At 69.8% G+C, this 18,918-nt stretch carries 19 protein-coding genes; 8 read left to right on the forward strand and 11 right to left on the reverse strand.

The genetic code is table 11. The features are described 5' to 3' along the window. Nucleotides 1-329, forward strand: a 329-nt coding sequence (locus tag FB455_RS14955) for a nucleotide disphospho-sugar-binding domain-containing protein (protein WP_356997111.1), incomplete at its 5' end; no start/stop codon positions are given. Here the strand turns inward: FB455_RS14955 and FB455_RS14960 are convergent. From FB455_RS14960 to FB455_RS14980, 5 genes are read right to left on the reverse strand one after another with little or no spacing between them, the layout of a single operon-like run. Then, a complete protein-coding gene (locus FB455_RS14960; RefSeq protein ID WP_013287155.1) occupies nt 310-1,572 on the reverse strand; it encodes an activator-dependent family glycosyltransferase in 1,263 nt (420 codons plus the stop codon). The genes FB455_RS14955 and FB455_RS14960 overlap by 20 nt on opposite strands. Before the next feature lie 18 nt (nt 1,573-1,590). Further along, nucleotides 1,591-2,835: a cytochrome P450 family protein gene (locus FB455_RS14965; protein WP_145753747.1), complete on the reverse strand. Its 1,245-nt coding sequence runs from the start codon at nt 2,833-2,835 to the stop codon at nt 1,591-1,593. A 34-nt stretch (nt 2,836-2,869) separates the two neighbouring features. Continuing rightward, nucleotides 2,870-3,844: an NAD-dependent epimerase/dehydratase family protein gene (locus FB455_RS14970; RefSeq protein ID WP_255367937.1), complete on the reverse strand. Its 975-nt coding sequence runs from the start codon at nt 3,842-3,844 to the stop codon at nt 2,870-2,872. Further along, nucleotides 3,793-4,413 carry a dTDP-4-dehydrorhamnose 3,5-epimerase family protein gene (locus tag FB455_RS14975; protein WP_174361802.1) on the reverse strand — a complete coding sequence of 207 codons (621 nt, stop codon included), beginning with the start codon at nt 4,411-4,413 and terminating at the stop codon, nt 3,793-3,795. The genes FB455_RS14970 and FB455_RS14975 overlap by 52 nt, the downstream gene beginning before the upstream one ends. Nucleotides 4,414-4,458: 45 nt before the next feature. Next, on the reverse strand, nt 4,459-5,721 hold the full coding sequence (locus tag FB455_RS14980) for an activator-dependent family glycosyltransferase (protein ID WP_071094299.1): 1,263 nt from the start codon (nt 5,719-5,721) through the stop codon (nt 4,459-4,461). Between the two features lie 207 nt (nt 5,722-5,928). Between FB455_RS14980 and FB455_RS14985 the strand changes: the two genes are divergently transcribed. Genes FB455_RS14985 through FB455_RS14995 form a run of 3 tightly spaced genes read left to right on the forward strand, consistent with a single transcriptional unit; the run spans nt 5,929 to nt 8,758 of the window. After that, nucleotides 5,929-6,507: a TetR/AcrR family transcriptional regulator gene (locus tag FB455_RS14985; RefSeq protein WP_013287150.1), complete on the forward strand. Its 579-nt coding sequence runs from the start codon at nt 5,929-5,931 to the stop codon at nt 6,505-6,507. Nucleotides 6,508-6,548: 41 nt separating this feature from the next. Beyond that, nucleotides 6,549-7,415 carry an SDR family oxidoreductase gene (locus FB455_RS14990; RefSeq protein WP_013287149.1) on the forward strand — a complete coding sequence of 289 codons (867 nt, stop codon included), beginning with the start codon at nt 6,549-6,551 and terminating at the stop codon, nt 7,413-7,415. A gap of 56 nt (nt 7,416-7,471) precedes the next feature. Continuing rightward, on the forward strand, nt 7,472-8,758 hold the full coding sequence (locus tag FB455_RS14995) for an activator-dependent family glycosyltransferase (RefSeq protein ID WP_071094301.1): 1,287 nt from the start codon (nt 7,472-7,474) through the stop codon (nt 8,756-8,758). Here the strand turns inward: FB455_RS14995 and FB455_RS15000 are convergent. After that, complete coding sequence (locus tag FB455_RS15000) at nt 8,751-9,518, reverse strand: SDR family NAD(P)-dependent oxidoreductase (protein ID WP_052166114.1); 768 nt, start codon at nt 9,516-9,518, stop codon at nt 8,751-8,753. The genes FB455_RS14995 and FB455_RS15000 overlap by 8 nt on opposite strands. Before the next feature lie 155 nt (nt 9,519-9,673). Here FB455_RS15000 and FB455_RS15005 point away from each other — a divergent pair, with 155 nt between their 5' ends. Both FB455_RS15005 and FB455_RS15010 read left to right on the forward strand, forming a co-directional pair. Continuing rightward, nucleotides 9,674-10,108, forward strand: a complete 435-nt coding sequence (locus FB455_RS15005; protein WP_013287146.1) for an ester cyclase — start codon at nt 9,674-9,676, stop codon at nt 10,106-10,108. Next, a complete protein-coding gene (locus FB455_RS15010; RefSeq protein WP_036310121.1) occupies nt 10,105-10,980 on the forward strand; it encodes a class I SAM-dependent methyltransferase in 876 nt (291 codons plus the stop codon). The genes FB455_RS15005 and FB455_RS15010 overlap by 4 nt, the downstream gene beginning before the upstream one ends. 68 nt (nt 10,981-11,048) lie before the next feature. On the opposite strand, the gene FB455_RS15015 is transcribed toward FB455_RS15010, so the two are convergent. The 5 genes from FB455_RS15015 to FB455_RS15035 all read right to left on the reverse strand — a co-directional run bounded on the left by FB455_RS15015 (nt 11,049) and on the right by FB455_RS15035 (nt 15,717). Further along, the gene (locus FB455_RS15015) at nt 11,049-11,876 is read right to left on the reverse strand and encodes an NAD(P)H-binding protein (protein WP_030268078.1); all 828 of its coding nucleotides are present in this window, start codon (nt 11,874-11,876) and stop codon (nt 11,049-11,051) included. A gap of 3 nt (nt 11,877-11,879) precedes the next feature. After that, entirely contained in the window at nt 11,880-13,481 is a 1,602-nt protein-coding gene (locus FB455_RS15020; RefSeq protein ID WP_030268080.1) for an FAD-binding oxidoreductase, read from the reverse strand. After that, a complete protein-coding gene (locus tag FB455_RS15025; protein WP_013287142.1) occupies nt 13,478-13,801 on the reverse strand; it encodes an antibiotic biosynthesis monooxygenase family protein in 324 nt (107 codons plus the stop codon). The genes FB455_RS15020 and FB455_RS15025 overlap by 4 nt, the downstream gene beginning before the upstream one ends. Nucleotides 13,802-13,909: 108 nt before the next feature. Further along, nucleotides 13,910-14,734, reverse strand: coding sequence for an ABC transporter permease (locus FB455_RS15030; RefSeq protein WP_013287141.1), 825 nt, complete (start codon nt 14,732-14,734; stop codon nt 13,910-13,912). Next, nucleotides 14,731-15,717 carry a daunorubicin resistance protein DrrA family ABC transporter ATP-binding protein gene (locus tag FB455_RS15035; protein ID WP_013287140.1) on the reverse strand — a complete coding sequence of 329 codons (987 nt, stop codon included), beginning with the start codon at nt 15,715-15,717 and terminating at the stop codon, nt 14,731-14,733. Before FB455_RS15035 ends, FB455_RS15030 begins: the two co-directional genes overlap by 4 nt. Before the next feature lie 198 nt (nt 15,718-15,915). On the opposite strand from FB455_RS15035, the gene FB455_RS15040 reads away from it, so the two are divergent. Continuing rightward, complete coding sequence (locus tag FB455_RS15040) at nt 15,916-16,686, forward strand: response regulator (protein ID WP_013476225.1); 771 nt, start codon at nt 15,916-15,918, stop codon at nt 16,684-16,686. A 289-nt stretch (nt 16,687-16,975) separates the two neighbouring features. Further along, on the forward strand, nt 16,976-18,901 hold the full coding sequence (locus FB455_RS15045) for an AfsR/SARP family transcriptional regulator (RefSeq protein WP_232236597.1): 1,926 nt from the start codon (nt 16,976-16,978) through the stop codon (nt 18,899-18,901). The last annotated feature ends 17 nt before the right edge of the window (nt 18,902-18,918 follow it).

Raw genomic sequence — 18,918 nt, forward strand, 5'->3', positions numbered from 1 at the left:
TGCTCCTGCCCACCTGCGCCGCCATCATCCACCACGGCGGATCAGGCACCTCCCAGACCGCACTCATCCACGGCGTACCCCAGGTCATCGTGCCGGCGGTGTTGCTCGACAACCACCTGAAGTCGTGGCGGGTGGCGGAGGCGGGAGCGGCACTGTGCGGCAGCGCCGAGAAGTGCACGGCGCGGGAGCTGCGCGCACTGCTGTCGAGAGTGCTCGAGGAGTCGTCGTTCGCGGCCGCGGCCGCCCGGCTGCGGGTCGAGATGCTCGCCGCGCCGGCACCGGCCGAACTGGTGCCGGCGCTGCGGCGCCTCACCCGCGCTCTGCGGTGAGCTTCTCCAGCATTGGAACCACGTCGTTCGGCGAGGGCATCGCACTCATGGCCTCGCGCAGCTGTCCGGCCCGGTGCCGAAACGAGCCCTCGTCGAGGATTCGGGCCAGGAGGCCGCGCAGCCTCGCCGGGGTGAGGTCGGAGGAGTGCAGGGCCAGTCCCGCACCGAGCGCCTCGGTGCGCTGGGCCCGGTAGACCGCGTCCCACATGTATCCGAGCGACAACTGCGGTACGCCCAGCGCTGCAGCAGTCGCCCAGGTGCCCAGGCCCCCGTGGTGCAGGACGGCGGCGCACGTCGGCAGCAGAACGTCGAGCGGCACGTGTTCGACCAGCCGGACGTTGTCCGGCACGTCCGGCACGAGGGCCTGCTCCTCGGCGGAGAGCGTGGCGACCACCTCGACGTTGAGCTCCGCGACGACCTCGAAGAGGTCCTCGATGGCGATCATGTTCGACCAGTTGCTGGTACGGGCGGTCATGCCGAGCGTCACGCACAGACGCGGCCTGCCGGGCGGCTCGCGCAACCAGTCCGGCACGATCGACGGCACCTGGCCGTTGTAGGGGATGTAGCGTATCGGCACGGTCGGCTGCCGGGTGTCGATCCGAATGCCCTCGGGCATCGGGTCGATGGACCACTGCCCGGTGACGATCTCCTCGTCGAAGCCGTGACCGTAGCGCGCAAGGGTCGAGTCGAGCCAGGACGCGAGCACGTCGTCGCGCCGCCCGGCAGGTAGCCGGTCGAGCATGGACAGGTGTCGCTCACGGGTGCTGAGAAACATGTCCGGCATCGTCAACAGCCGGGCGTGCGCCGCGCCGGTGACCCGGGCGGCGACCGCACCCGCGAACGTGAACGGCTCCCACAGCACCAGGTCCGGCTGCCAGCCGTAGGCCAGGTCTACGACGTCGTCGATCATCGAGTCGCTGTTCACCTTGGAGTAGAACAGCGCAGTCATCACGGTCTCGTGGCCCCTGAGGAACTCCAGGCCCAGCCTGTCGTGGCGCTTTTCCAGGTAGTCGCGGTCGTCGTGCAGCGCGAGGATGTCAGCGCCGACCTTGGCGAGCATCTGATCGTGGGCGTGGTCGACGCCGACCGGCGCCGCGGTGAGTCCGGCACGCACGACGGCCTCGATGAGCGCCGGCTGTCCGGCGACGAGAACCTGGTGCCCGGCGGTGCGCAGGGCCCAGGCGAGGGGCACGCATCCGCTGAAGTGGCTGTCGACGGCAAAGCAGGTGATGAGTACTCGCATGTCCGCGCCTCCTTTCGCTCACGCAACGACGGGCCGCGACAGCGGGCTGCCGGTCACGGGGGACCGCAGCCGCCGGTAGCCCTCGCCGGCGGCACGCAACGTGGGCAGGTGTGCCGCGAGGGCGGACACGGCGACGGTGGCGTGCCGGCGTACCGTCTCGGCGACGACGCCGGCCGGCATCGCAGGGTGCGCCCAGAGGATCTCGGCAGCCGGCTCGCGTCCCGGATCGAAGTGGTCCGGGTCGGCGAACGCGGCGGGGTCGCGATTGGCAGCTTCGAGCAGGACCACGACCTCGCTGCCCGCCGTGATCGCGGTGCCGTCCAGATCGAGGTCGGTGCGGGCGACGAGGCGTTGCAGCCGGACGGGCGGCGCGAAGCGCAGGGTTTCGCGTACCGCGGCGGCAGCGAGACCCGGATCCGTCGCCACGGCTGTCCACCGCCCAGGCTCGGCGAGCAGCGCGCACATGGTGTTGGCGATCAGCGTCGCCGTAAGGTCGGCGCCGACGGCACAGTGGAGCAGCGCCATCGGCAGGACGCTGTCCGGCTCGGTGCGCGTCAGCTCGCCGAGCAGGTCGTCACCGGCGCCGGTCGGCAGCGAGACGAGCAGTTCCCGCAGCCCGGCGATCGAGTCGAGCAGCAGCCGGGCGGTGTCCAACCGCGGCGGGCACAGCGTGGCGTCGAGGGCGGTCGCGGCGCCCGCACACAGCCGCGCGAACTCCTCCTGGTGCGCTGCCGGCACGCCGAGCAGGACAGAGGTGGCCATGGTGGCGACAGGCACCGCGTAGTCCGAGGTCAGGTCGAACGTGCCGTTGAGGCCGGCGGCCAGCCGGTCGATCCGGACGGTGATCTCCGTGTGTGCCCTTTTCAGGCGTGGTGCGGCGAGTGCGGCCGCGACGCTTCGCCCGAAGCGTTCGCAGTCCGTCCGGTCGAGTTGGAGCCCCACGTCGTCGAGGGGCAGCACGTCGTCGAGGGTCGGCATGGCCCACGACGGTGCGCTGTCGGTGGGCGGCGGTTTGCGCAGCCCGAGCCGCTCGTCGCGGAGCAGCCGGACGGCCAAGGCGTGCGTCGCGGTGACCCAGGCCTCGGCACTGCTCCAGGTCAGCGCACCGTTCGCGCGTACGCGCCGGCCGAGTTCGTGGGGGTCGTCGCTCTCTGCCCGGAGCAGGAGGGCGTAGGGGTCCTGCCGGGCCCCGTACACCCACTGGAAGCCGCGCAGTGTCATGAGGGTCGAGCCGAGGGCGTCGTCTGTGCTGGTCGCCGTCATGCGGACAAGCTAGGAACGCGCGCTCGTGGTGCCCTCAAGCTTCGCTGTATCGCCTTGCCGCGTCGTGCCACATGTCGCGCAGCGACGCGTCGAGCGCGGTCCGCGGCTGCCAGCCGAGCAGCCGCGCCGCCCGGCGGTTGTCCGCCCGGGTCCAGTCTCCGCCCTTGCTCTGCACCGCGGCGCCCTGCTCGTCGATCGTGTCGGGCGGCAGTCCGGCCGCGGCCAGGAGCCAGTCGACGAGCTGCCGCATGGCGACCGCCTCGCCGCGGCCGACGTTGATGACCTGACCCACCGTGCTCTCGGGCGCGCGGGCCGCCCGGACGACCGCGTCGGTGAGGTCCCGCACGTCGAGGTAGTCGCGGCGCGCGTCGGCAATCGTCATCGGCACGCGGTCGCCCGGCCGGACGTCGCGGATCCGGTCGAGGACCGCGCCGAGGAAGCTGGCGGAAGTCGTGCCCGGCCCGCACACGTTGACCGCGCGCAGGACCACGCCCCGTGCGGTGCCGGCGGCGGTCGCGTTCAGAAGCGCCTGTGAACCGGCCAGCTTCGTCCGGGCGTATCCGGTCTGCGGCTCCGGCGTGCGGCTTTCGTCGATCAGTGTCCCGGCCGGCACCGGGCCGTACTCGTGGATGGTGCCTATGTGGACGATGCGCGGCGGATCGGGCATGAGTGTGCTGGCGGCGACCAGCCGTTCGACGATCTGGACGTGGGCGAGGTGCATCGCTTCGGCGCTGAGGACCCAGCCCCCCGTCGCGTTCACCACGATCTCGGTGCGGTGTGCGGTCAACGCTGCGGCGAGCTGCGCCGGCGCAGCCTCCGCGAGGTCGAGGCGGAGGGCGGAGCCCGCCGCGGATGGGCGCCGGGCGATGCCGAGCACGTGGTCACCGGAGGCACGGAACGCCGAGCACACGTGCTGCCCGACGCCACCGGTGGCCCCGAGTACCGCGACCGCGGTGCTCACTCGCGGCCCCGGGGCGCGGCGAACAGTTCGCTCTCCAGCTTCTGGCACTGTGCGTAGTCCGGTAGCAGACCCAGTCTGCGGGCCTCCTCGATCGTGGGCGCGGACCTGTCCCGATCGGAGAGCACCCGCTCGACGCCGGTCGGCAGCGGCAGATTCAGCGCCGGGTCCAGCACGTTGACCGCCTTTTCGTGCGCCTCGACGTAGCCGTCGGAGAGCATGTACGACACGACGGTGTCGTCCTCGAGCGCGGCGAAGGCGTGGGCCACGCCAACCGGCAGGTAAACCGCCCGGAACGCCTCTTGGTCGAGCAGGACCTGATCGAACTGCCCGAAGGTCGGGGAACCGACTCGGATGTCCACGACGAAATCGATCGTCTTGCCCCGCGCGCAGTACACGTACTTGGCGATTCCGGGCGGGGTGAGGGTGAAGTGCGCGCCCCGGACCACGCCCTTGCGTGAGCGGCTGTGGTTGGTCTGGGCCACCGGAAAAAGTGGGTGGCCGAGCGCCTCGACGAAGGCGGTCTCCTGGAAGGGTGAGACGAAGATCCCGCGGTCGTCGGGGAAGACCCGTGGGGTGAATTCGACGGCGCCTTCGACCTTCAGTGCGCGGGCCTGCATGGTGGATGACATTCGGTGCTCCCGAATCGGTTGGGCGATGGACGATCAGTTCGGACCGGCGGTGACCGGCCGACGATGCTGCTCGGTGAGCAGTTCGAGGGCGGGAACGACGTCGGCCGGTGTCGGGGCGCCGAGCACCTCGCGTCGCAGCCGCGCCGCCGCCTCGCGGTACGACGGATCGATCAAGACACGGCGGACGGCCGCGGCCAGGGCCGGCGCGGGGAAGTCCGGGTCCCGGATCCACACCCCGGCACCCGCACGTTCGATCAGCTCGGCCTTGTATTCGGTGTCCCACATCAGGTCGGGCACGACGACCTGCGGTACGCCGTGCAGCAGCGCGGTCTGCATCGAGCCGGAGCCGCCGTGGTTGATGATCGCCGAGCAGGTTGGCAGCAGCACGTCAAGGGCCATGAAATCGACGACCCGGACGTTTGACGGCACCGGGCCGAGGCCGGCGAGTTGCCGTGCGTCGAGCGTAGCGACGATCTCGGCGTCGATGTCGGCCGCGGCGGCGAGCAGTTCGGCGCTCGCGGTGCGGTCGCGGCCGAGCACGTCGCGTCCGCTCTGACCGAGCGTCAGGCACACGCGTGGCCGGTGCGCCGGGGCGCACGTCATCTCCGTCGCCGTGGCCGCGCCGTTGTAGGGCACGTACCGGACCGGCACGCGAAGCTGGTCGGTGGCGAGCCCGACCGAGGGTGGCACGGGATCGATCGTCCACTGCCCGACCACGGCTTCCTCGGCGAACGCGACGCCGTACTTGTCGAGCGCGCTGCCGAGCCAGTCGCGGAACGGGTCGTCGGGTGCGTCGTGACGCCGGTACTCCATCCGTGCGCGGGCGATCAGGTCGAGTCCGAACAGCAGCCGCGCGTGCGCGGCGCCGCCGGCCATCGCGGCGACGGCGCCGCCGAACGTCATCGTGTCCCAGACGACGAGGTCGGGCCTCCAGTCGAAGACGAGGTCGACGAGCTGTGCGATCATCGGCTCCGGGTTCAGTGCTCGGTAGACGTCGGTGGATATCGCCAGGGCGGTGCGCAGGTATTCGCGCGTGCGCCGGTCGGGCCGCCGGCAGCTCAGGTCGGCCAGTGCCGTGAAGTCGACGGAGCCGTCGTCGGGCCGGTCGATCTGTTCGGACAGGGCGAGCGGCTCGCCGACGGGCACGAACAGATGGCCGGTCCGCGCGACGGCGTCGGCGAGATCCGGCTGGCCCGCGATCCGGACGTCGTGCCCGGCTGCGCGCAGCGCCCACGCGATCGGCACCTGGATCTGCAGGTGCGAGGGGGCAGCGAACGTCGTGAACAGGACCCGCATGAAGGTCTCCTCGAATGCGGACGGCGGCTGCCTCAGGCCCAGAGATTCGCACCGGGCGCTTGCGATCCGCTCGAGTCGGACTCGATGACTCCGTCTCCGCTTTCGAGCCGGAGAAGTGGGATCAGGATGTGCCAATCGTGGAGTACGATCTCCAAATTAGTTGCACTCATGTTCCGCTCTGGGCCACTATCCTGCTAGGCTGGGTCAATGGTCACGGAGGTGCCGGAGTCCGGAACGCGCAACCGAACCCGGCGCGCGATTCTCAACGCTGCGGCGTCGGTCTTCGCGCACAATCGTTCGGCCACCCTGGCCGACGTCGCGGTGGCGGCCGACGTGGGTCGTAGCACACTGCACCGCTACTTCCCCGACCGCGACGAGCTGATCAACTCGGTGGTCGCCGACTGCTACACGGCGATCGAGCAAGCCGTCGTCGACGCGCACGTCGAGCAGGGCAAGCCGCTCGACGCCATGCGCCGCCTGGTGGCGGCCATGGTGGAGCTCGGCGACCGTCTGCTGTTCCTGTTCGGCGACCCACGGCTGGCGGAGGAGTTCGCCAACCGTAAGCCCGAGAAGCCGCCGATCGTGCAGCCGGTCATCCTGCTGATCGAGCGAGGTCAGCAGGAGGGGGTCTTCGATCACGCCGTTGATGCGCGGTGGATCCAGCACGTCCTGTGGTCGCTGGTCTATACCGGCTGCGAAATGTCCGGCCAGGGCATGATGTCGCGGCACGAGGTCACGTCGACGGTCATCCGCACGCTCGAGCGTGGTGTCGTCCGCGACGCGTGAACGCGACCGGACACCACCCCTACAAGCCAATGGGAGCAACGATGAGGATCCTTGTGACCGGTGCGACGGGTTACGTTGGCCGCAACGTCCTGCCGCAGTTGGTGTCCGCCGGCGTCGACGTCCGCGCGCTGACCCGCGACCCGGCCAGGGCAGAGGTGCCGGCCGGCGTGGACCTGGTCCGCGGCGACCTGAGCCGGCCGGACTCGTTGAGCGAGGCGCTTGAAGGCGTCGAGCGGATGTACCTCTTCCCGGCACCGGAGACCGCGCGTGAGGTAGTCGCCCGCGCCGTGAAGGCCGGCGTGCGGCGCATCGTCGTGCTGTCGTCGGGGGCGGTGACCACGGGTTACGACACCGACTTCCACCTGCCGGTCGAGCGGGCAGTCGAGGAGTCCGGCCTGGAGTGGACCCATGTCCGGCCCGGCGAGTTCGCGACCAACACTCTGCACATGTGGGCGCCGTCGATCCGTGCCGAGAACGCAGTGTACGACCCGCATCCGGACGCCGTCGGCGTGCCGACGCACGAGCGTGACGTCGCCGACATCGCTGCTCTCGCGCTACTCGAAGACGGGCACACAGGTAAGGCCTACACCATCGTCGGGCCGCAGCCGCTCACCCACGCCGAGCAGCTGGAGGCGATCGCCGCGGCGGTCGGACGGGAACTGTCCTTCAAGGACGTCACCGCGCAGGAGGCATTGGCGTACTACCAGGCGCTCGGTGGCTGGGCAGCAGCGAACGCACCGTTCCTGCTAGGTCTCGTCACGTACTCCAACGAGGAGACGACGCCGGAGGCCGAGCACCAGTACGACAAGGACACGGTGGAGGAGCACCCCACGGCCGAGAGTGTGACCAACCGGCCCGGGCGCACGTTCGCGCAGTGGGCTCAGGACCACGCCGACGACTTTCGCTGACGGGCTGCCCAGCGCGCTTCGAGCCGGCCACCACGGCCCGCTCCTAGCTTCGCGGTATGCGGGTACTCCTGACGACCTTCGCGGTCCGGTCCCATATCTACAGCCTCGTGCCGATCGCGTGGGCGCTACGTGCGGTCGGCCACGACGTGTGCGTCGCGACCCACCCCGAGGGGGAGGAGCACGTCGTCAGCGCCGGCCTGCCGTTCGCAGGGGTCGGCGAGCCGATCCCGAGCGTCGGTGAACAGGACACCGGCGGGGACGTCGAGAGCGGTGCCGCACAAGACAGCGGCGGGACCTTCGGTTGGGCGGACTGGCCGGAGCTGCTCGACCTCGCCGAGACCGACCCGACGACGCTCACCTACGACTACCTTCTCGGCGTCTTCGCGGCGTACACGCCGATGGTCTTTCGGTACTACACCGACGGCATGGTCGACGGCCTGGTGGAGTTCGCCCGCAGGTGGAAGCCCGATCTGGTGCTGTGGGACACGATGTCGTTCGCCGGCCCGGTGGCGGCGGCGGCGTGCGGCGCCGCCCATGCGCGGGTGCTGTTCGGACTGGACATCCTCGGCCACGCCCGCGGCGCGTTCCTGCGCGCGGCCGCACGACGCCCCGCGTCCGCATGCGACGATCCGCTGCGCGAGTGGCTCGACGGCGTGCTGCGCAGGCACGGAAGCACGTTCAGCGAGGACGTGGTGGTCGGGCAGTGGACCGTGGATCCGGTGGTGTCCTCGTTGAGCCTGGGCACCGCATCGCCCCGCATCGGCATGCGATACGTGCCGTACAACGGGCCCTCGGTCGTTCCGGCGTGGCTGGCCGAACTCGATCCGGAGGTGCCCCGGGTATGCGTCACGATGGGAATCTCACACCGGGAGATCTGGGGCGCGGACCGCGTACCCGTCGCCCGGTTGCTGGACGGGATCGCCGACCTGGGCGTCGAGGTGGTGGCGACATTGTCGGGCGGTCAGCGCGACGGCGTCGACACCGAGCGCGTACGGGTGGTGGACTTCGCGCCGCTGGACGCGCTGCTGCCGCTCTGCTCCGCCGTGGTGAGCCACGGCGGAGCCGGTTCGTTCCAGACCGCGCTCGTGCACGGGGTGCCGCAGGTGCTGGTGCCGGACATGCTGTGGGACACCGGGTTGAAGGCGAGCCGCCTCGAGCAGCTTGGCGCGGGTCTGCGCGTGCGGGAGGTGCCCGCGACCTCCGCGCTGGTGGAGCGGGCCCTGACTGACAGACGGCTTCGCGACCGGGCGGCGCGGCTGCGGCGCGAGGCCCTCGGCATGCCGGCCCCCCGCGAGGTGGTACCAGTCCTCGAACGGCTGACGGCACGTCACGGCGTCAGGTGAGGGACAGGCCTCCGTCGATCGGGATCACTACGCCGGTCAGGTAACCGGCGTCCGGCTCGACGAGCTTGCGCACCCAAGTGGCGATCTCCTCCGGCGTGCCGACCCGTCCCGCCGGCGCACGGTCGGCCATCCACTTGAGGAAGTCGGCGTACTGCTCCTCGGTCATGCCGCTGCGGACCCCGATACCCGTATCGGCGACGCCGGGCGCGATCCCCACGACCCGGATCCCGCGCGGAGCCATCTCGACGGCCCAGGTGCGGGTCAGAAAGTCCAGCGCCACCTTACTCGCGCCGTACGCCCCGTTGGCGGGCCACGTCCGCTGGCCGAGCGCGCCCGCCGTGCTGATGTTGACCACCACGCCCCGGCTGGCCGCGAGGGGTTCGAGAGCACACCGCGTCAGGTGGATCGGTGCCATGACATTCGTCGCGAACTGCGACTGGATCTCCTCCTCCGTGGTGTCGGCGAGGAGCTTCGCGACCGACGTGGCGGCGTTATTGACCAGGACGTCGATCCGCCCGTACGCCTGCTGAGCCGCGTCGACGACGGCCTGCGGTGCGCCGGGAGCGGTGATGTCGGCGACAGACGTCCGGATGCCCGGGTAACCCTCGGCGGTGTCCCTCAGGCTCGCCGCAGTACGGCCGACGATCAGGACGTCATCGCCCTGCTCGGCGAACCCGCGGGCCACGGCGCGGCCGATGCCGGTGCCGCCGCCGGTGATGACGATGCTGCGCCTCAGCGCGGACCTGTTCCCATTACCCATGGCCGGATTCTGCGCTCCGCACCTCGAGCGGGTCTGTCTGGAGACCGGACCGTCGGGTACGTGTGGGCGAGCGCCGTTCGAGCCGGGTTCGAACCGGTGACGATCGGCTGCTGCCAGGGTCGGGCAACCGCCCCGACCATCGGTAGGAGCACCGCATGAGCAGTCAGACCGACGCCGTACGGCGCGTGATCAACGCGTTCAACACCGGCAAGACCGACGACGTCGACGAGTACATCCACGACGAGTACCTCAACCCGGCGACGCTCGAACACGGCATCTCGCAGGGTCCGAAGGCCTTCGCGATGGTCGTCGCCTGGGTACGCCGGACGTTCTCCGAGGAGGCGCACCTCGAGGAGATCAACGTTACCGAGAACGGCGAATGGGTCCGCGCCCACCTTGTGCTGTACGGCCGTCACGTCGGCAACCTCGTCGGGATCCCGCCGACCGGCCGGCGCTTCGCCGGCGAGCAGATCCACCTCTTCCGGATCGTCGACGGCAAGATCCGCGACCACCGCGACTGGCCCGACTTCCAGGGCACCCTGCGCCAGCTCGGTGACCCGTGGCCGGAGAACGGCGGGTGGCGGCCGTGACGACGCTCAAGGCCTCGGACTACAAGACCGAGGTGGCCGCTGCTTTCGACCGGGTCGCCGGGACCTACGACCGGCTCGGGGTCGAGTTCTTCGGACCGATGGGGCGACGGCTGGTCGAGCGTGTCGCGCCCGCACCCGGCCACCGGGTCCTCGACGTCGGCTGCGGCTCCGGCGCCTGCCTGTTCCCGGCTGCGGCCCGGGTCGGTCCGGCCGGCCGCGTCGTCGGCATCGACATCGCGCCGGGCATGGTCGAAACAGCCCGTGCCGAAGCCGCCCGGCGCGGCGTCGGCAACGTCGAGGCACGCGTCATGGACGGCGAACGGGTCGACTTCCCGGCGGCCTCGTTCGACGTCGTGATCGGCAGTTACAGCCTCATCTTCCTGCCCGACGTGCGCAGCGCGTTGCGCCGCTACGCGCAGGTGTTGGTGCCGGGCGGCCGGATTGGCTTCACCAGCCCGCAGTTCCGCACCGGCACCTTTCCCTTCCTCCCGCCGGTCTTCACCGAGCTGATTCCGAACGATCTGTTGCGCAGCCTGCCCGAGCAATGGCGGCCGGAGGCGCTGCAGCGGCGCTTCAACAGCTGGCTGGAGGGCCCGGCCGACCTGCGCGCGACAATGGAGGCGGCGGGATTCGTCGATGTCGACGTGCATGACGAGGCGGTACCGCTCGTCGCGGCCACCGGAGAGGTTTGGGTCGACTGGTCACACACGCACGGCATGCGGCTGATGTGGGACCACCTGACCGCCGACGACGCCGCCGCGCTGCGGGCCCGGCTCATCAAGGCCCTCGATGAGATGCGCGACGGCGCGGGACCGCTCGTCATCGACACCCCGGTCCGGTTCGTCACCGCGCAGACGCCTCCGGTGCGATAACGGGTCGCTGTGTTCGTCGGTCAGGTGACCGACGAACACAGCGACCCGGTCTTCTCTCGGGAGTCCGGTCAGAAGTCCGCGACGTGGTCGGCGGCCCATTCGGCGAGCGTGCGGGTCGGGCGGCCGATCACCCGTTCGGCATCGGGAGAGACCTGCGGTGGATGTTCGACCCACCGCTCCTCGAAGGCGAGGAGGTAGTCGGCGATCTGCTCCGGGAAGCCGAGGCCGATCAGGTCCGCGCGTGCCTCCGCCGGGCTCACCTCGATGAACGTGAGCGGACGGCCGATGCCGGTCGCGATCGCGGCCACCTGCTCACCCGGCGTCAGCTGCTGCGGGCCGGTCACGCGGTACGCGGCGCCCACGTGGTCGTTGCTCGTGAGCGCCGCCGCCGCGACGGCCGCGATGTCGGCCTCGTGCACTGGTACGCCGCGCGCCGCCGGGTAGGCCGCACGCACCACGCCCTTCTCGCGGATCGAGCGACCCCAGGTGTCCAGCTTGTTGAGCGCGAACTCGCCGGGCCGCACGTGGGTCCACTCGAGGCCGGACTTCTCAATCGCGCGCTCCACCGGCAGGTGGTAGACGGTGTCGGTGCCGTCGGTGACCGCGTCCGAGGAGAGCACGACGGCGCGGCGGATCCCGGCGGCGCGGGCGCGCTCGGCCACCGCCCCGGCGGTTTCCGCGACCGGGAAGAGGAACATCCGGTCGACGCCGTCGAAGGCGGGACCGAGGGTGTCCGGTGCCGCGAGGTCGCCCCGGACGATCTCGACGCCCGCGGGTAACCCGGCGACGGCTGGTTCCTGGCGGGTCAGCGCGCGTACCTCGACGCGTAGGGCGAGGAGATGCGCGATGAGGTGCCGGCCCACGTTGCCGGTCGCACCGGTGATCAGAATCCTCATCGTCTACTCCCAGGCCCGAACGGATAGCCCGTGGTGGAACACGTCGAGCGGGTCGTATGTCCGCTTGACCCGCTGCAGCCGTGGATAGTTGTCGCGGTAGTAGAACGCATGCCAGGGCACCCCTGACCGGTTCCACGCGGGATCGGCGATGTCGACGTCCGGGTAGTTGATGTAGGTACCGCTGTAGGCCTCACCCGGCACCGGTACGCCGCCGGTGGAGGCGTACACATCGCGGTAGCACTCGCGGGCCCAGGTGAGGAGCTTGGTCTCCTGCTCAGGCGTGAACCACACCGACTGGATCACCGAGGCGAAGCGCGCGTCGCGGTGCGGCATCGCCGTGGACGCTGCATCGACGGTGTTCACCTTCCCGCCGAAGTACCCGATGAAGGCATTGCTGCCGTAGAACTCGTAGCTGCCCTCGGACAGATAGCGGTACAGGGTGGACAGTTGTTCGCCGGTCCAGCCCGTACGCAGGAACGCGTCCTTGGCCTTGAACGAGTAGTCGCCGGCAGGCGGCATCGACAGGGTGGCCTTCAGCCACGGAGTCACCGACCGTTCCTCGGTGTTGGTGATGCCGAGTCCGTCGGACAGCGCGGCCAGGTATCCGGTGAGCAGCGCGTCGGCATCCGGGCGGGTGCCGTCGACGTTCACCCCGAGCTGGATCTGACCGTTGATCTTATGGTAGAGGAAGATTCCCGCGTCGATTCCGGTGTCGGTCGTCCCGTCGCCGCCGTGCTCCTCGTGCCACCGGCAGAAGTTGTGGACGAGGCGGAGGAAGATCTGCTCGTTGATGTCGCTCCAGTTCCAGTTGACCGCGGCGTGCAGCAGCGTGGCGGGCGGCCGGGGCAGCAGGGCGGCTGCGCTGGCGCCCGTAGCGCCGGGGGAGCGCAGCAGGTAGCGGGTGACGACGCCGAAGTTCCCGCCGCCGCCGCCGGTGTGCGCCCACCAGAGGTCGCGGTTCGGGTCGTTCGGTGCCCGGGTCGCGACGACCGTGCGCACCCGTCCTGACGCATCGACGACGACGACCTCGACGCCGTAGAGATGGTCGGCCGCGAGCCCGTGCCGTAGCGCCAGCGTGCCGTAGCCACCGCCGGCGAGGTGCCCGCCGATTCCGACACTGGGGCAGACGCCGGCCGGCAGAGTGACACCCCACGCGAGGTACAGCGTCCGGTACAGCTGGCCCAGCGTTGCTCCCGACTGCACGGAGATGGCCCGGTGCACCGGGTCGTAGGAGATGCCGCGCATCTCGGAGACGTCGATGACCAGGCGAACCTCGGGGCTGTCGACGAAGTCCTCGAAGCAGTGCCCGCCGCTGCGCACCGCGAGCCGGGCTCCGGTGCGCCGGGCGTCCCGGACCGCCTCGACGACCTGGGCGGGGGTATTCACCAGCCGTACCGAGTCGGGTGTGCCGGTGAAGCGGCGGTTCGCGCCCCGGATCGTGAGCTCCTGGTAGCGCGGGTCGTCGCGCCCGACGCTCACCGCGCCGAACTCGGGTGCGCAGCCGGCGGCTGCGGCGCCGCCGGGCGCGCCGATACCGCCGACGAGTGCGGAGCCGCCCGCGACGATCGATCCGCCGAGCAACCGGCGGCGGGTCAACGGGGTCATCGCTGCTCTCCGGCGACTTCCCGGTACAGGTTCGGTTCGCTGCTGCTCAGGGCTCGCAGGGCGCGGGCGTGCGGGGTGAATCCGGGTTGTGCCAGCGCGTTGTGGAATCGTTCGGCGTCGCGCCACACCGCGATGTTGACGTAGCTCTGCTCGTCGGTGGTGTGTCGCAGCAACGTGTTGCCGAGGTAGCCGTCCTGCGCGGCCATGAACGCGGTGGTCGCGGCGAACGTCCGTTCGAACTCCTCCGCGGACGCGTGCACCGTGAAGCGGTTGATGAATGTGACCGGTGCTACCGGTCCGGTTGGTTCGTTACCTGCCACCTGATCGCCCTTCGCTGCGGTGCGGCGTCGGGCCTACCGGGCCCGGCGCCGGTCAGGCTGGCAGGGACGCCTCGCGCGGGGATCGACGATCGCTGGTCGGCCGGCGCGTCACCGGCTCAGGTTGCGCCACCGACGCACGGCCAGCGGGAGGAAGACCGCGGTGATCACCAGCGGCCAGACGATGGCCAGAAGGGTGGCGTGGTCCGCGGCCCAGGAACCACCGGTGCGCCCGGGATTGCCGAACAGTTCGGCGCTGGCGCCGATGGTCGCCGAGAGTGGGTTCCATTCGGACATGACCCGTAGCCACGTCGGCATCTGCTCCGGCGACACGAACGTGTTGGCCAGCAGCGAGACCGGAAACAGCACCACGAACGACGACCCGGCGGCCTCCGGGGAGAGCCGGAGTCCGATGTAGATGCCCACCCAGATCAGCGAGTATCGCAGCAACAGCAGTAGCAGCACCGCCAGAACGGCGCTCTCCCAGCCGTTGTGCCAGCGCCAGCCGATGGCCAGGCCGCACAGGATCAGGCTGACCAGTTCGAGGAAGGAGTGGAACATTCCGGTGAAGCAGTGCCCGAGCACGACCGACGAACGCGAGATCGGCATCGAGCGGAGGCGGTCGGTCACCCCCTTGGAGCTGTCGTTGGCGACCGTCATCAGGGTGGTGACGATGCCGAAGAGCATGGTCTGGCCGAACAGGCCCGGCATGAGGTATTCGCGGTAGTTGTCGACCCCGTCGACGGCCATCGCGCCGCCGAACACGAAGCCGAACAGCACGACCATCTCAACCGGCCAGAACAGGCTGTATGCCATCTGAATCGGCACGCGAACCCAGCTGATCAGGTTGCGATGCCACATGACGAAGCTCTCGGTCAACGTCCAGCGCAGGTGTCCGGTGAGGCGGTCCGGCGACGATACGACCGTCGGGTTCATCCGACCGGCTCCTTGGTCTGATCGATGGGTATGCCCTCCTGCGCCGGGTCTGCGGTCAGCCGCAGGAACACCTCGTCGAGGGTCGGCCTGCGCAGCGCGATGTCAGCGACGTCGATGCCGGCCTCAGCGAGCCGGCGCGTCACCTCGACGAGCGTGCCGACCCGGTCTTTGACCGGAGCATTGATGCGGCGGGTGTCTGGCTCGCTGTGCGCACTCTGCGTGGTGACGCGTTCCACCAGGGCGGTAGCCGCGGCCAGCTCAGCGGCGTCGCGCACGACGATGTCGAGCTGGTCGCCGCCGAGGGTGGACTTGAGCTGCTCCGGGGTGTCGTCGGCGATCACGCGGCCGTGGGCCATCACGGCGATCTGATCGGCGAGCTGGTCGGCCTCGTCGAGGTACTGCGTCGTCAGCAGAACGGTGGTACCGCCGTGGGTCAACATGCGCACGGCGTTCCAGACCTCGTTGCGGCTCCGAGGGTCGAGGCCGGTGGTCGGCTCGTCGAGAAAGAGCAACCGTGGGGCGAGGATGAACGCGATGGCAAGATCGAGCCGGCGGCGCATGCCGCCGGAGTAGTGCCGAACCTGCTTGTCGGCTGCGTCGGTGAGCCTGAACTGTTCCAGCAGCTCGTCGGCGCGGATCCGCGCCGCCCGGGCCGGAAGATGGTACAGGCGGCCCCACATGCGCAGGTTCTCGCGGCCTGTCAGCATCTCGTCGACGGTCGGCTGCTGCCCGGTGAGTCCGATCTGGAAGCGCACCCGGGCGGGCTCGCGTACCACGTCGAACCCGGCGACGGTCGCGCTGCCGCTGTCGGGCAGAAGCAGGGTTGTCAGGATGCGCACCGCGGTGGTCTTGCCCGCGCCGTTCGGGCCGAGAAGGCCACACACCGTGCCCTCCATGACCGTGAGGTCGAAGCCGTCCAACGCCTTCGTCTTGCCTAGCTTCTTGCACAGGTCACGGGCGATGAGCGCAGGTCTGGTCGGCATGCTGCGCCTCCTCTCGGCGCCCTGAATCTAGCACACGAAACTCCAGTAATGGAACACTGATGTTCCATTGAGATTCGATCTCTTGGCAGAATGGGCTTCGCTGGTACTCTTTCGTAAGGCATCGACGTACTCTTTTCACTCACAGGGGCATGTTTCCGGCGGGGGCTGGCGGGTGCTCACCGACTCGCTGAGGTGTTGATGAAGATCGATTCACGATCGGAGCCCGACTCGACGTCACCGGCGATGGGGTCGCCTGTTGGTCACGTCCGCCCGACGACATTGATGATCGTGGATGGCCACGAACTCATCCGGCATGGAGTGCGCCAGATCCTCGAGACCGAGCAGGATCTGTCGGTCGTCGCCGAGGCCGGTGACAGCGTCACCGCAGTGACCGTCTCGACGGCGGTCCGGCCCGATGTCGTCGTGCTGGACATCGAGATCCCGGGTGGCGACCCCGTCGGCACGGTGCGCCGGATCAGGGAGGGGTCACCCGACACGGCCGTCATCATCCTGAGCATGCTCGATGGCCCGGAGCTGGTGCGCGATCTGCTCGAGGTCGGCGTGCGGGGCTATCTGCACAAGAGCGTGGCGCGGCACGACCTGGTGAGCGCGGTCCGAGCCGTCTCGCGCGATCGGGCCCGGGTCGTGCTCGGAGTCTCACGCAGCAGCCTCGACCATGTCTACGGCCGGCGCGACGAAGTGCTGTCGCCGCGCGAACTCGAAGTGCTCGCTGCTACCGCCGAGGGCCTCAGCAACGCACAGATCGCGACCCGTCTGTCTCTCGCGGAGACAACCGTGAAGCGGCACCTGCGCAACATCTTCGCCAAGCTCAGCGCGGTCTCGCGAATCGATGCCGTCAACAAGGCGGTGGCCGCCTCGATCATTCAACCTCCGGGCGCCCGCAATTCCTCCCGGCCGGGCCTCGTCGCAGGGGCGGTGCGGCCCTTTCGTAGTCGCACCAAGAATTGACAGGGGCCTTAAGGCCGGTCAATCTCTCGGCTGTCCAGCATTCCCAAGATGGCTGCAAGATATGTTTACATGCATGCAACAAATTGGGCGCCCAACTCGTCGCCAACGCCACCTCTGAAATGCCCATATCGACGCTCTACTACTTTCGATACCACTCTCTGCTTCCTTTGTGCACTGCGGTGCCGAGTCTTTGGCCTGCGGTGTAAAGGTCGTTTACGCTCGACCTCGTCTACACCGAACGTCGAGTTTGGGGGACTCAATGGACTTTCGAGTGCTCGGGCCTCTGGAAATGTACGCCAACGGACGGGAGGTCGTTCCTACCGCACCCAAGCCGCGCCAGGTCATTTCGCTTCTCCTGCTGCGTCGAAACGCCCTCGTGCAGACCGGCGAGCTCATCGACGAGCTGTGGGAGCAGGACCCTCCGGCAAGCGCGATGACGACCCTGCAGACCTACGTGTACAAGCTGCGCCGGGCCCTGGTCGGGTGCGGGTCGGAGCCGATCCTGTCCACCAAGCCGGGTGGCTACCTGCTCAACGTCCCGGACGAGGCGGTCGACCTGTACCGGTTCGAGACCGACGCCGCCGAGGGACGCGCGCTACTGGAGGCCGATGACGCCGAGCGGGCCGCGACGACGCTGCGCCGTGCCCTCGCCCTGTGGCGCGGGGCCGCGTTGGTCGACGTGGTGCCCGGCGCGTTGCTCACCTCGTACGTGACCCGCCTCGAAGAACTCCGGGCCCGCATCCTCGATTTGCGCATTCAGGCCGATCTCACCCTCGGCCGGCACAACGAGCTGGTCAGTGAACTGAAAGCCCTCGTCCTCACCCGCCCGCTCGACGAGCAGCTGCACGCTTCGCTCATGCTGGCACTGCACCGCTCCGGCCGCCGTCAGGAGGCCCTCGAAGTCTTCCGGACCCTGCGCGGCAGAATGATCGAGGACCTTGGGCTCGAACCGGGCCACGCCCTCGGCGCGCTGCACCATTCGCTGCTGTCCGACGCCCCGATGGTACCGAGCCAGCCCGGGCCGCCGGCACGTGAGCGGATCGTCGCCGGCGGGCAGACGCCCGCCGAGCCGGCTCCGGGTCGCCGGACGGTGTCCGAACAGCCCCGGCCCGTGCCCACCGCCCCGGCGAGTCAGCTGCCGCGGCCCGCCCAGCTGCCGACCGACATCGCCGACTTCACCGGACGGGCCGGCGTACTCGCCGAACTCGGCGCACACCTCGCGATGGACGCGGACGTCGGGTCGCGGACCGCGACCCGCATCGGGTTCATCACCGGCATGCCCGGTGTCGGCAAGACCGCCCTCGCGACGCACCTGGCGCACCGGCTGCGGCGCTCGTACCCCGGGGGCCAGCTGTACGCCGACCTCAACGGATCCTCAGGCCGGGCCCTGGACCCGGCCGAGGTGTTGCACGGCTTTCTGCGGACGCTGGGTCTGGCGGAGGAGCACATCCCCGACGACCTCACCGAGCGGTGCAAGACGTACCGGTCGGCGACGGCGGGACGGCGGCTCCTGGTGCTCCTCGACGACGCCGCCTCCGTCGACCAGGTGCGGCTACTGCTGCCGAGCGACCCGCGGTGCGCGGTCGTCGTCACCGGACGTCGCCGCCTGTACGGGCTGGGCGGCCTCTGGAACATCGATCTCGACGTGTTCGACCACGCCGAGAGTCTGGAGCTGCTCGCCCGCATCATCGGCCGGGACCGTGTCGACCGCGAACAGCGGGCCGCCCGCACCCTCGTCGACATGGTGGGCCGGCTGCCGCTCGCGTTGCGGTGCATCGGCGCGCGGCTCGCCGCGGTACCGGCCCGCTCGCTCAGCGGCATGGCCGAGCATCTGCAGAGATCGCGCGAGGTACTCGACGAGCTGTGCCTCGGCGAGCTGGATGTGCGATCGGCATACGACGCGAGCTACGACCTGCTCAACCGGGTGGAGCAGAGCACCTTCCGGCTGCTGAGCATGCTGCCGCACGGGGAGTTCACCGCTGAGGCCGTAGCCGACCTGCTCGGCTGGGAGGTCCTGCCGGCGGAGCGGCTCCTGGAGCGGTTCGCCGACAACCACCTGCTGAAGGTGAGTGTCGTACCCGGCGCCCGAGACCAGCTGCACTACTCGTTCCCGAGGGTGGCGCACCTGTACGCCCGGGAACGGCTCGACTCGGTGCTGTCGACGATGCGTAAGTTGCCGCCGAACCCGATCGAGCGGGTGTCGAGCAGCCGATGAGGCGTGCCCGCCAGGGT

The organism is Micromonospora sp. CNZ296 (assembly GCF_007827635.1).